12 protein-coding genes and 1 pseudogene are annotated in these 12,814 nt (G+C 51.0%); 5 read left to right on the forward strand and 8 right to left on the reverse strand.

Annotation, left to right across the window (positions count from 1 at the left end; all coding sequences use genetic code 11):
• Positions 1 to 86 precede the first annotated feature (86 nt).
• Both D8682_RS26190 and D8682_RS26195 read right to left on the reverse strand, forming a co-directional pair.
• Positions 87 to 1,571 carry a carboxypeptidase M32 gene (locus D8682_RS26190; RefSeq protein ID WP_121815568.1) on the reverse strand — a complete coding sequence of 495 codons (1,485 nt, stop codon included), beginning with the start codon at positions 1,569 to 1,571 and terminating at the stop codon, positions 87 to 89.
• Between the two features lie 74 nt (positions 1,572 to 1,645).
• A complete protein-coding gene (locus D8682_RS26195; protein WP_121815569.1) occupies positions 1,646 to 2,896 on the reverse strand; it encodes an MFS transporter in 1,251 nt (416 codons plus the stop codon).
• Positions 2,897 to 2,995: 99 nt separating this feature from the next.
• Between D8682_RS26195 and D8682_RS26200 the strand changes: the two genes are divergently transcribed.
• From D8682_RS26200 to bioD, 3 genes are all read left to right on the forward strand, one after another.
• Positions 2,996 to 3,904: a LysR family transcriptional regulator gene (locus D8682_RS26200; protein WP_121815570.1), complete on the forward strand. Its 909-nt coding sequence runs from the start codon at positions 2,996 to 2,998 to the stop codon at positions 3,902 to 3,904.
• 117 nt (positions 3,905 to 4,021) lie between these two features.
• Positions 4,022 to 5,239 carry a sugar metabolism global transcriptional regulator Mlc gene (mlc, locus tag D8682_RS26205; protein WP_064547271.1) on the forward strand — a complete coding sequence of 406 codons (1,218 nt, stop codon included), beginning with the start codon at positions 4,022 to 4,024 and terminating at the stop codon, positions 5,237 to 5,239.
• A gap of 159 nt (positions 5,240 to 5,398) precedes the next feature.
• Positions 5,399 to 6,094: a dethiobiotin synthase gene (gene bioD, locus D8682_RS26210; protein ID WP_121815571.1), complete on the forward strand. Its 696-nt coding sequence runs from the start codon at positions 5,399 to 5,401 to the stop codon at positions 6,092 to 6,094.
• Here the strand turns inward: bioD and clcB are convergent.
• From clcB to D8682_RS26230, 4 genes and pseudogenes are all read right to left on the reverse strand, one after another.
• Entirely contained in the window at positions 6,047 to 7,342 is a 1,296-nt protein-coding gene (gene clcB, locus D8682_RS26215; protein WP_121815785.1) for a voltage-gated ClC-type chloride channel ClcB, read from the reverse strand. The genes bioD and clcB overlap by 48 nt on opposite strands.
• A gap of 59 nt (positions 7,343 to 7,401) precedes the next feature.
• Positions 7,402 to 7,857: pseudogene (locus D8682_RS26220) on the reverse strand (CBS domain-containing protein); the annotation flags it as partial.
• A gap of 3 nt (positions 7,858 to 7,860) precedes the next feature.
• On the reverse strand, positions 7,861 to 8,409 hold the full coding sequence (locus D8682_RS26225; protein ID WP_370090789.1) for a DUF805 domain-containing protein: 549 nt from the start codon (positions 8,407 to 8,409) through the stop codon (positions 7,861 to 7,863).
• Between the two features lie 125 nt (positions 8,410 to 8,534).
• A complete protein-coding gene (locus tag D8682_RS26230; RefSeq protein ID WP_121815572.1) occupies positions 8,535 to 8,978 on the reverse strand; it encodes a hypothetical protein in 444 nt (147 codons plus the stop codon).
• A 142-nt stretch (positions 8,979 to 9,120) separates the two neighbouring features.
• Here D8682_RS26230 and D8682_RS26235 point away from each other — a divergent pair.
• Both D8682_RS26235 and D8682_RS26240 read left to right on the forward strand, forming a co-directional pair.
• Positions 9,121 to 10,283, forward strand: a protein-coding gene (locus tag D8682_RS26235; RefSeq protein WP_121813401.1) for an IS3 family transposase whose coding sequence is annotated in 2 segments (ribosomal slippage) — positions 9,121 to 9,382 and positions 9,382 to 10,283 — 1,164 coding nt in all. Because the reading frame shifts where the segments join, the coding sequence is not laid out codon by codon here.
• Positions 10,284 to 10,394: 111 nt separating this feature from the next.
• A protein-coding gene (locus D8682_RS26240; RefSeq protein WP_370090864.1) for an IS3 family transposase occupies positions 10,395 to 11,569 on the forward strand; the annotation gives its coding sequence in 2 pieces (ribosomal slippage) (positions 10,395 to 10,647 and positions 10,647 to 11,569; 1,176 coding nt in all).
• On the opposite strand, the gene D8682_RS26245 is transcribed toward D8682_RS26240, so the two are convergent.
• Entirely contained in the window at positions 11,488 to 12,219 is a 732-nt protein-coding gene (locus D8682_RS26245; protein WP_121815573.1) for a phage integrase Arm DNA-binding domain-containing protein, read from the reverse strand. The genes D8682_RS26240 and D8682_RS26245 overlap by 82 nt on opposite strands.
• 372 nt (positions 12,220 to 12,591) lie before the next feature.
• Positions 12,592 to 12,813, reverse strand: a complete 222-nt coding sequence (locus tag D8682_RS26880; protein ID WP_162303056.1) for a hypothetical protein — start codon at positions 12,811 to 12,813, stop codon at positions 12,592 to 12,594.
• Between the last annotated feature and the right edge of the window lies 1 nt (position 12,814).

The following is a 12,814-nucleotide window of genomic DNA, read 5'->3' on the forward strand; positions in this document are numbered from 1 at the left end:
TCGTGGATCAATGGCTTCAGTGAGTGATTGGTGTCGGCGTGTAACGGTTTGTACAAAGCCGGGGAAAGTTCCCCGGCTTTGGTGGCTTACAAGTAACGAGCTTCCAAATGTTTACGGAAATACAGCGGGTTGAGATCTTCACCCGTTGCATTAGTGATCAGCTCTGAAGTGGTGAATCGGCTGCCGTGCTGCCAGATATTCTGGCGTAACCAGTCGAACAGTGCGCTGAAGTTGCCCTCGGCAATATCGGCTTCAAGCTGCGGCAAGGCGAGTTTGGCGGCGTTGAACAGTTGTGCTGCATACATTGCGCCCAGCGTGTATGACGGGAAGTAGCCAAACGCGCCGTCCGTCCAGTGAATGTCCTGCATGCAGCCGTTGCGGAAGTTGTTTTTGGTAGACAGCCCCAGCCAGTGCTGCATTTTCTCATCCCAAAGTGCCGGAATATCTTCAACTTCGATTTCGCCATCGATGAGCGCACGCTCAATTTCGTAGCGCAAAACGACGTGGGCCGGATAGCTGACTTCATCGGCATCAACGCGAATATATCCGCGTTCAACGCGCTGGTTTACCGCAATAAAGTTCGCCGCTTCAAACGCCGGTTGTTTGCCGAAGCGCGTGGTCACCATTGGCAGCAGCAGTTTCAGGAACTCTTTACTGCGCCCTAACTGCATTTCAAAGAACAGACTTTGGGATTCGTGGATCGCCGTAGAACGTGCCAGAGCAACGGGCTGACCAAGCCATTCACGCGGCAGGTTTTGTTCATAGCGGGCATGGCCGGTTTCATGGATCACGCCAAATAATGCGCTAACCAGATCGCTTTCATCGTAGCGAGTCGTGATGCGCACATCTTCCGGCACACCGCCGCAGAATGGATGCGCACTAACATCCAGCCTGCCGCCGTTAAAATCAAAACCCAGTAACTTCATGGTTTCCAGCCCCAATTCGCGCTGGTCGTGCGTGGCGAATGGGCCGGTTGGGGTAATAACCGATTCTTTCGCCTGCTTATCAACGACTTTTTGCAGTAAATCAGGCAGCCAGCTACGTAAATCACCAAATAGCACATCGAGTTTGGCGCTAGTCATGCCCGGCTCGTAAATATCTAACAGCGCGTCGTAGCAGGATTTTCCTTTGGCATCGGCACGCAGTTTTGCCTCTTCACGGCAAACGCGAACCACTTCCTTCAAATTGGCGGCAAACCCTTGCCAGTCGTTAGCGGGCCGCTGCGTACGCCAGCCATGCTCGCAGCGCGTACCGACCAGCGATTTTTCTTCTACCAGCGAGGCGGGCAGCAAAATGGCTTCCTGATATTGGCGGGTCATTTCACGCAGGTTGGCGCGTTCAACATCATTGAGATCTTCCTGAACCGCAGCCTGTAACAGCGTGGCGATTTTTTTATCGGTCAGGATTTGGTGTTGCAAAACGCTGAGTTCCGCCAGCGCTTCGCCACGAGCGGTGCTGCCATTGGGTGGCATATTGGTGAACATATCCCAGCCAGCGATGGCTGAGAGGTGTCCGAAACGGGAAAGACGCTGGAAGGTGCGGGTGAGGTGATTGTAGTTTTGCTTTTCCATAGTGCCTCGTGAAGAGATGATTTACGCAAGCGAAAATAGCAAAAAGCCATCCCGAAAACGAGGCCGTAACGGGGTTAATGTGCGTGGTGATGCAAACGCGTGCCGACTAACAATGCAATCACCAAAAGAGAGCCAATAAAACTCGCCACACCGCCCCAACCAAATGCGTGCCAGAAGATGCCACCGAGCGTCCCGGCAATGCTTGAACCAAGGTAGTAGCTAAACAAATATAACGATGAGGCTTGCCCTTTCGCGCGTTTCGCCCGTGGGCCAATCCAGCCACTGGCGACCGAGTGTGCAGCGAAGAATCCGGCAGAAAAAAGCAGCATCCCAATGAAAATAATCGCCAGCGGTGAAAACACGGTTAATACCAGGCCGAGCAACATTACCGCAGTGGAGAAAATCATCACCGGGCCACGGCCAAATTTGGCGGTCATTGCCCCGGCTTTTGGCGAACTCCAGGTTCCGGTTAAGTAAGCCACCGACAGCAGGCCCACCACCGCCTGGCTCAAATACCACGGCCCTTGCATTAAGCGATAACCAATGTAATTAAACAGCGTGACAAACGCGCCCATCAGCAAAAATCCCTGGGTGAATAACAGCGGTAACCCCTTGTCGCGCCAGTGCAAACGGAAGTTAATAAACAGCGTTTTCGGGCGTAATGAAGAAGGGCGAAAGTGCCGCGATTCAGGCAATATTTTCCAGAACATTAAGGCTGAGGCGAGGGCGAAACAGCCGATGGCGGCGACCGCAATGCGCCAGTTAAACAAATCAGTCAGCACACCGCTTAACAGGCGGCCACTCATACCGCCAATTGAGTTGCCACTGATGTACAAACCCATCGAAAAGGCCACGACACTCGGATGAATTTCTTCACTCAGATAGGTCATACCCACCGCGGCGACGCCGCTGAGCGATAGCCCAATCAAGGCGCGCATCACTAATATGCCGTGCCAGCTGGTCATCATAGTGGAGAGCAGTGTGCAGCTTGAGGCGAGCAACAACGCCGTTACCATGACTGGTTTGCGGCCAATGGCGTCAGAAAGTGGCCCGGTGAATAACAACCCAACGGCTAACATGGCGGTAGAAACTGACAGAGAAATACTACTACTGGCGGGGGATACGCCAAATTCATGCGATAGCACGGGCAAAATGGGTTGCACACAATAAAGCAGCGCAAAGGTGGCAAGTCCGGCAGAAAATAGCGCCAGGGTGACGCGCATGAATTGGGGTGAACCCCGCTTAATATAAATTGCCGGCTGGAGGGGAAGTCTGTCGTCTACATCTTCTGCCGGAGCGGTGTTGACGAGGGTTGTACGGCTCAAAATCGATCCTTAGTGCACTTTTGAAGTCTTCTTTTCAGAGTAGAAAATCGGGAATGTTCTGTCTAATATATTAATAATCTCAATTGATATGTTTAAAATATGAATATTGAATTGCGCCACCTGCGTTACTTTGTTGCGGTGGCTGAAGAGCTGCATTTTGGCCGTGCCGCTGCACGTCTGCGAATCTCACAGCCGCCCCTGAGCCAGCAAATACAAATTCTGGAACAACAAGTCGGGGCGCGTTTACTGGCGCGAACCAACCGCAGCGTGAGCCTAACCGCGGCGGGTGATCAGTTTTTGCTCGATGCCAGGCAGATTTTAAGCCAGGTTGAAAGCGCTGCCGCCCGCGCCGCCCGGCTGCATCACGGTGAAACAGGCGAATTACGCATTGGTTTCACCTCATCGGCACCGTTTATCAAAGCCGTCTCTGACAGCCTGTCGACATTTCGCCGCAGTTATCCCGATGTGCATTTACAGATGCGGGAAATTAACACACGTGCGCAAATTGCACCGCTGAATGAAGGTGAGCTTGAACTGGGGCTGATGCGCAATACGCGGCTGCCGGACACTCTCGACTGGAAACTGGTGTTAAGGGAACCGCTGATGGCGATGGTGCATCGCGACCATCCGTTAGCCCAATGTACGGCGATTTCCCTGCAACAACTGGCAAACGAGCCTTTTGTCTTTTTTGACCCGCACGTCGGAACTGGCCTGTATGACGATATTCTTAGTTTGTTACAACGTCACGACATTACGCCGTTTATCACCCAGGAAGTGGGCGAGGCGATGACGATTATCGGCCTGGTTTCCGCGGGGCTAGGTGTTTCGATCCTGCCTGCATCGTTTAAACGCGTTCGGATCTCGGAAGTGGTTTGGTTGCCCATTGAAGAACCCGAGGCACAATCAGAAATGTGGCTGGTGTGGCCTAAACATCGCGAGTTGTCTGCCGCAGCACTTCGAATCTCCGCATTGCTAACGGAGTCAATAACTCGATTAAAAGGCATTTAAAGCACCGTAATATGTGCGGTAAATCACAACCCTACGTAAATATTTGACTCCTTTGGTTGAAGTGTTTCACCATAGCCCAAAGTTTATTTCGAAGCGCGAAAATAAAGGGAGTCGCAAGTGGTTGCTGATAGCCAACCGGGCCATATTGATCAGATCAAGCAAACCAATGCGGGCGTAGTTTATCGTCTGATTGATACCCATGGACCGGTGTCGCGAATCGATCTTTCTCGTCTGGCGCAACTCGCTCCTGCCAGTATCACGAAAATTGTTCGTGAAATGATAGAAGCGCATTTGGTGCAGGAAACGGAAATCCAGGATCCCGGTAGCCGGGGGCGTCCTGCGGTGGGTCTGATGCTGGAAACTGAAGCATGGCACTATTTGTCTGTGCGGATTAGCCGTGGGGAAATCTCTCTCGGTCTGCATGATTTAAGCAGCAAATTGATTGTTGAAGATACCGTCTCGCTCGCGGTTGAAGACCAGCAGCCGCTCATTGAGCGGATAATCGCGCAAATCGACCAGTTCTTTATTCGTCATCAGCAAAAACTCGAACGCCTTACGGCGATTGCTATCACCATGCCGGGGATTATCGACACCAAACGCGGCATCGTTCATCGCATGCCGTTTTATGATGTCTGTGACATGCCTTTGGGCGAGATCCTCGAAAACTACACCGGCGTGCCGGTGTATGTGCAACACGACATCAGCGCGTGGACCATGGCAGAAGGGCTGTTTGGTGCCTCTAAGGGCGCACGCGATGTGATTCAGGTGGTGATTGATAATAACGTCGGTGCCGGCGTGATTACCGATGGGCGTCTGCTTCATGCGGGCAGCAGTAGCCTGGTCGAGATTGGTCATACTCAGGTCGACCCTTACGGTAAACGCTGCTATTGCGGCAATAACGGTTGCCTTGAAACCATTGCCAGCATCGACAGTGTGCTGGAATTGGCCCAGTTGCGCATGAGCCAGTCGATGGGCAGCATGCTGCATGTCCAGCCACTGACCGTTGAGTCGTTGTGTGATGCTGCGTTAAACGGCGATCTATTAGCGAAAGATATCATTCTTGGGGTGGGGACCAACGTCGGTCGAATCCTGGCGATTATGGTCAACTTATTCCATCCACAAAAAATTCTTATTGGTTCGCCACTTAATCGAGCCGCAGAAATTCTGCATCCGGCGATTACCGCTTGCATTCGTCAGCAGTCGTTACCGGCTTATAGTGAACATATGATTGTTGAAAGTACCCAGTATAATCACCGTGGAACCATGGCGGGTGCAGCGCTGGTAAAAGACGCAATGTATAACGGTTCGTTATTGATTCGCCTGCTGCAAGGCTAATGTTTATGGCTTGATCCACTAAAAATTGCGCTATCTCAATCTGACTGAAGCACTATTCTTTTAGACTTTCCCTCCTGAATTATTCAATTTCTAATCACTCATATCCGTCTTACAAATAAATAAAGACGGGTATTTGCAGCATTTCCTTGGGAGTTAGTCATGCTTACGCGTTTCTTTATAACGGGTACCGATACTGCAGTCGGGAAGACTGTGGTTTCACGCGCCTTGTTGCAGGCGCTTGCAGCCAGCGGCAAAAGTGTTGTCGGCTATAAGCCGGTAGCCAAAGGAAGTAAAGAGACGCCAGAGGGCCTGCGCAACAAAGATGCGTTAGTTCTGCAAAGTGTTTCCACACTTGAATTGCCTTATGCAGCTATTAATCCTATCGCGCTGAGCGAAGAAGAAAGCAGCGTGAGTCATAGTTGCCCGATTAACTATTCGCTGTTGTCTGACGGGTTGCAAAATTTAGCCGGGCAAGTGGACCACGTTGTGGTTGAGGGCACTGGCGGTTGGCGGAGTCTGATGAATGATTTACGCCCGTTATCTGAATGGGTAGTTCAGGAACAAATGCCGGTGTTGATGGTTGTGGGTATTCAGGAAGGCTGTATTAACCATGCTTTGCTGACGGCTCAGGCCATTGCAAATGATGGCTTACCGCTGATTGGCTGGGTGGCGAACCGCATCAACCCAGGCCTTGCGCACTACGCAGAAATCATTGATGTATTAAGCAAAAAACTGCCAGCGCCGCTGGTGGGCGAGCTGCCTTATTTACCACGCGCAGAACAGCGTGATTTGGCAAATTACATCGATTTATCCCGCCTTTGCGGCGCTCTGGCGATAGACCGTTTGCGGGCGTAACCAGCGCGAAAGTGCTGAAGCAATCACGCACGACAGCAACAGACCGGGGAGCAATGTAAACTCCCCGGTCATTTCACAAACCATCAGCGTGGACATTATCGGTGCATGTGTGGTGGCGGCCAGCAGTGTTGCCATTCCGGTTAATGCCAGCAAAATCGCAATGTTATCGCCACTCCACGCCCATATCCCGTACCACTGCCCGACCAACATTCCCAATGCTGCGCCAACAAATAACGTCGGAGTAAATACGCCGCCCGGCGCACCAGAGCCGCTGCTTGCCAGCACTGCCGCCAATTTGTAAACCAGAACACCTGCCACGAACAGCAGTGCAGGCGGTTGCGAGAGAAATGACTGCACCACGCTGTAACCGTTACCCCAAACCAGCGGGGTGATAAGCGACAGCAACCCAACCAGCAATCCCCCTAACGCGAGTTGCCACGGCGGGCTTAAATGCAGACGCTGGAATATTTTGCTGCTTTGCGCCATAAGCCAGAGAAACAGTGGCCCAGCAAGCCCCGCGAGCATACCGAAGGATGCCATCAGCAAATATTGAACTGGCTGCGGAGCGCTGAGTGCGCGCACGGTGTAGAGCAGCGCTTGTTCGTCATTTAACAAGTGGGTCATCAGCAGGGCACTGACAGCGGCAATGACCACGGGGCCGAGGGAGGCGAGCATCAACGTGCCAAACAGAATCTCTGCGATAAACAAGCTACCCGCCAGCGGGGCATGATAGGCGCTGGCCATCCCGGCTGCCGCACCACAGGCGACCCACAACTTCCATTCGTCTGAACGTGAAAAACGCTGCGCGAAAACAGAGGCAAAGACGGTTGCCAGCAGTACCATCGCACCTTCACGGCCAATGGCGCTGCCGCTGGCGACAACAATCAAAGAGGCGGCAGATTTGACCAGGCTTGCGCAAACATCTAAGCGCCCGTCGCCGGTTTCAATCGCCTCCATATAGTCGGTGGGAGCCGAAGAGCGCTGGCGTGTCGCACGCTGCCATGCCCAAAGTAGCGTACCGGCAAGCAATCCACCTATTGCAGGGGTGAGCAGTCTTCGCCAGGGCGGTAGTGCCGCCGCAGCAGCGACCAGGCTGCCACTGTGGTCACCTAAAAAAAGACCTTCAAGGAAATACATCGACTGGCGAAACAGCCAGACAACCATTGCTGAGGCGATACCAATCCAGACGGCGAATATTAGTCGCCGTAGCATGCCTTTCATGTCGGGGAAGTGGTGTAAGCGGTGCATAGCAAGCATTGTAGGGTGGATAACCGCGAGCGTCATCCACCAATGTGAAGTAAACCCTGCTACGGTTGGTGAATATTCAATACCCGACGAGTGCGTCCCGAGCTGAGATAGTCAGCGATGTAATCCTGCGAAATCTCACCACTATAACGACCATCTTCATCGGTTATCGGCATCCACACCATGTTGTGCTCGTAGAGTTTTGACAGCACGATACGCAAGTTATCTTCTGCGCGCCCGGTCACTCTGAAGGGGTGGAGCACATCTGCGCAAACTCCTGTGGCTCCCCGCGCTTCACGGCGTTTCACAAATCCTAATGGTTTACCTTCATCGTCGACCACGGTTATCGAACGCATATCGTTGTCATCCATGATCGAGAAAGCTTCTGGTAGCGAAGTCGATTCACGAGCGGTGACGGTCGGTTGCTGGCCGGTAACGTCTCCTGCTTGTACCAACAGCAGGCGTTTCAGCGTGCGATCCTGGCCCACAAACGAGCCAATAAATTCGTTAGCCGGTTTACATTAGCTCACGATTTCATCGGTAGCTGGAATGGAAACAGAATTGGCTGGTCGGTATTTATTGTTTTCTGTTTTTGATTTCGGTAGTGCAAGCAGAAAGTTGAAAACGAAATTGAATATATACAAACCCCACTGGAACTGCCACTTCGAACTAATGTATTCACCCCAAATGTAGTCAGGTAGAAAACTGTTCTCTTTGCGTAGAGAAGCCTCCCAGCTGGTTATAAGAGCCCACAAAATAATAAAAACAGCAAAAATAAAAGTCATGCAAAAAATAAGGGTTACCCACCAGCCACTCAGACCAATATCATGCAATCGCCTGGCAGTGAACGTTAAATCAGCCAGAAAAGGATAACTACTAACAACAATTAAAATGGAAAAAAAATCACGTGGTTCAGAAAGTTCAAAACAAATGTACTGTGAATACAAGTCTGCTAGCACAAAAGCAAGCAACTGAAATAACGAAAAAAAGAAGTAGGATTTACGATCGGCCACTCCTCTGAAACAAAAGGCTTTCCTGTATCCGTTGATCGCATTCGTTATAAAAAACATCAGACAAATTTTCCTGTATATCAAAGTAGTACCAATAGAGACTGGCTCAGCAACGAAAGCTAAATCGCTAACACTTTACATACGGCAATTAAAAGCCCGCCCGGTGTGGACGGGAAGTGTCGCAATCATTGCGGGTTGGCGCTTAGCTTCTCTTTTAATTCATTAATACAATCACGGCCAGCTTGCTTATAGGCTTCGGCTGCTTCACCGGAGTATTTAAGGTTAACTGCATCTTCGAACTTCCCTATAGGCCCATAGAAAGAACCCGCCGCGATATAGAATGTTTCACCTGTCCAGACGGCGAAAATAGTCCGGTGGTTATCTCCGCAATTTTTACGGAAAGCCACGTTGGAAAAACGTTCTGGATCAAGGTAAAGATAGTCGCAAGTGAAATTGCCGGGCAACTCGGTGATTTGGGCACCACTCAGGTTCAGAGCACCACGCACATACAGGTCTTCTGGTAGCGCGGTGATTTGGGTGTTGCTCAGGTTGAGATCGCTACCTACATCCAGGTCTACTGGTAACTCGGTGATTTGGGTACCGCTCAGGTTGAGTGTCCAACCCACCATCAAGCCTTCTGGCAGCTCGGTGATTTGGGTGCCGCTCAGATCGAGAGCGCCACCTACTTCCAGGTTTTCTGGTAGTTTGATCCTACCCGCGAATAGTGGACACGAGACTAAGTGAGTAAACTCTCAACCAGAGGTGACTCACATGACAAAAACAGTATCAACCAGCAAAAAGCCCCGTAAACAGCATTCCCCTGAATTTCGCAGTGAAGCCCTGAAACTCGCTGAACGCATCGGTGTTGCTGCCGCTGCCCGTGAACTCAGCCTGTATGAATCGCAACTTTATAACTGGCGCAGTAAACAGCAGCAACAGCTCTCATCCTCTGAGCGTGAAAATGAACTCGCTGCTGAAAATGCTCGTCTCAAACGCCAGCTGGCGGAACGGGACGAGGAGCTGGCCATTCTCCAAAAGGCCGCGACATACTTCGCGAAGCGCCTGAAATGAAGTATGTCTTTATTGAAAAACATCAGGCTGAGTTCAGCATCAAAGCCATGTGTCGCGTCCTCCGGGTGGCCCGCAGCGGCTGGTATGCGTGGGCTCAGCGGCGTGCGAGGCTAAACTCACGCCAGCAGTTCCGTCTGAGTTGTGACAGCGCCGTGCACGAGGCTTTTCACCGGGCAAAACAGCGCTACGGCGCACCGCGCCTGACCGATGAACTGCATGCTCAGGGTTACCGCTTCAGCGTGAAAACCGTGGCAGCCAGCCTGCGTCGTCAGGGGCTTCGGGCGAAAGCGTCACGGAAGTTCAGCCCGGTCAGTTACCGCGAGCATGACCTGCCGGTGTCGGAGAACCTGCTGAAGCAGGATTTTTACGCCAGCGGTCCAAACCAGAAATGGTCGGGTGACATCACCTACTTACGTACTGATGAAGGCTGGCTATATCTGGCTGTCGTCATCGATCTGTGGTCACGTGCTGTTATCGGCTGGTCAATGTCATCGCGGATGACGGCACAGCTGGCCTGCGATGCGCTACAGATGGCGTTGTGGCGACGTAAGCACCCGGAAAATGTCATCGTTCACACCGACCGTGGTGGGCAGTACTGCTCAGCGGATTATCAGGCGCTACTGAAGCGGCATAACCTGCGCGGTAGCATGAGTGCAAAGGGTTGTTGTTACGATAATGCCTGTGCAGAAAGCTTCTTCCACTCACTGAAAGTCGAATGTATCCACGGTGAACGCTTTATCAGCCGGGAAATGATGCGGACGACGGTGTTTAATTATATCGAGTGTGATTACAATCGGTGGCGTCGCCACAGTGCCTGTGGCGGACTCAGCCCGGAACAATTTGAAAATCTGAATCTCGCTTAGGGCCGTGTCTGCATTACGTGGGTAGGATCAGTTCGGTGTGTAGTGGCACACTGAATTTGGCCACCTGAATAGAGGTGATATCATCACCTCATAGTCAAAACAGGTGACATTATTACCGGACGTAACAGACGCAATTTTAGCCCCGAGTTTCGCCTCGAAGCTGCCCAGCTTGTACTCGATCAGCACTACACCGTTGCCGTCGCTGCCACTGCGATGAATGTCGGCAAATCCACGATGGACAAATGGGTTCGACAACTGAAAGAAGAGCGAGCGGGAAAATCACCCATAGCTTCACCCATGACACCTGAGCAGATTGAGATACGTGAGTTGAAGAAAAGACTTCAACGCGTTGAAATGGAAAGGGATATATTAAAAAAGGCTACCGCGCTCTTGATGTCAGACTCCCTGAACAATTCTCATTAGTTGAGAAACTCAGGGCGCGGTTTCCTGTTACCGTTGTGTGCAACGTGTTTGGGGTTCATCGCAGCAGTTATAAATACTGGCGGCAGCCCAGGAAGCCTGACGCCACGAGAGTGGCATTACTGAGCCTTGTGCGCGAAGTTTATCGCGAAAGTAACGGCTCAGCAGGAGCGCGAAGCATTGCCGCGATGGTCACCACCAAAGGTATAAAGCTGAGCCGCTGGCGGGCAACAAAGCTGATGAAAGCACTCAATATTATCAGCTGTCAGCAACCTGGCCATCGTTATAAGATGGCGTCTAAGGAACACATTGAGATCCCTAATTATCTGGATCGCCAGTTTGCTGTTACCGAGCCTAATCAGGCCTGGTGCGGTGATGTGACTTATATCTGGACGGGAAAACGCTGGGCTTATCTGGCTGTTGTACTCGATTTGTTTTCCCGTAAACCGGTTGGCTGGGCGATGTCATTTTTCCCTGATTCAGCACTGACAGGTAAAGCCCTGTCGATGGCCAGGGAAGCACGGGGAAAACCGGCTAATTTACTGTATCACTCGGATCAAGGAAGTCACTATACCAGCAGGAATTTCAGACAGTTACTGTGGAGATATCAGATAAAGCAAAGCCTGAGTCGCCGGGGAAATTGCTGGGATAATAGTCCAATGGAACGGTTCTTCAGAAGCCTGAAAACAGAGTGGGTTCCGGATAATGGGTACGCTAATTTTAGCGAAGCCAGCACAGCGATAACGAATTACATCATGGGATATTACAGCCAGCTCAGACCTCATCAATATAATGGAGGTCTGACGCCGAATGAATCAGAACGATTGTTCTGGAAAAACTCTAAAGCCGTGGCCAGTTTTTGTTGACCACTACAGCCTGATTGTGCAGCATTGAATACCCGCCACCATTCCTCTATCTGAAGGCGTTGACGCATAACTTTTGCCGCGGGTTTCTTTGTGGCCAGCGCAGGATTAAATCCTGGTGGTACTTCTCCGGCATACTGCGCCTCTTTGAACAAATCCACCCAGACACTTCTGACCAGTTGCGCCATCCGAAATTTTTCTCGGTCTGTATACTCATCTAAAATACCAGCCATCTCACGTACACCAACTTTTTCAAGCAACATATTCGGGATCCTATCTGACAGAATTTTTGCACATGCAATCCGATTCCTTACGGTGGATGCAACAATCTCACCACGACCCATGCGCTTTTCTTGGACGACGCAATATTGATCAACCCACCCCTTAACCCTTAAGCTGACTGATTTTTCAGCTGCTTTAGCTTCTTTCAGTGCTAGGTCTACAAGTGCGTATGACTGACTGGTAGCTTGCTCAGCAAAAATGCGGTTTAACTCAGTGGCTGCGGTTTTCGCTGCGTCTGCATCCGTACCAAACCCTTCGTATTTATTGGTGACCGGGTTTCTATACTGCCAGTAAATCTTATTGGTTCGCTTATCTAGCTTGAAATATAAATTTGGAATATTGAGGTTATACGTGCGTGGTCTTGCAGCCATTTAGCGTTTTCTCCATCAGGGCTCTTGCCTTATCAGGAATGTTTTTTGGTATCTCAGTTCGGGTAACCATGCCGATAAATTTGGCATCTTCATCCACGACCCAGATCCGACCCTGCTTTACAGCGGGTGGAAATGTTTGCTTCGTTTTTGCAATGTGATTAAGTGCTGAGTATTTCAACTCATAACTAAATCCATTTGGACCGCTTGCCCATTCCCGTATGGGTATATGCCGTCCCATATATTTCTCCGGAACCGGCTCATCATAATGATATGAGCTGGATAATGTTGATTATCAAAAATCAGTCCGCGCTATCGGTAAGCCAGAGCACCAGCGCTATGACCACGAACGCAAAGAAGATGCCGGCCAGAATTTTAATTGCGAGCATGTTTGCCTCTCTTTTGCTGAATTGTTGGAGCTGAAACCAGAGGGCGGGCTGGTGGTAACTCAAACCGCCCCTCACTTATGCGCCGGCGGCTGTTCATATTCCACTCAAGCCAGGTCGTCCAGTCGCAACCGTCATCGATGATAAGTGTGGTACCGGCGCGATGACTGGGAGAAACCACATCGAGATCCTCATCTTGTTCGTCATACATC

The sequence above is a fragment of the Buttiauxella sp. 3AFRM03 genome (genome assembly GCF_003675305.1).
Lineage (GTDB): Bacteria > Pseudomonadota > Gammaproteobacteria > Enterobacterales > Enterobacteriaceae > Buttiauxella > Buttiauxella ferragutiae.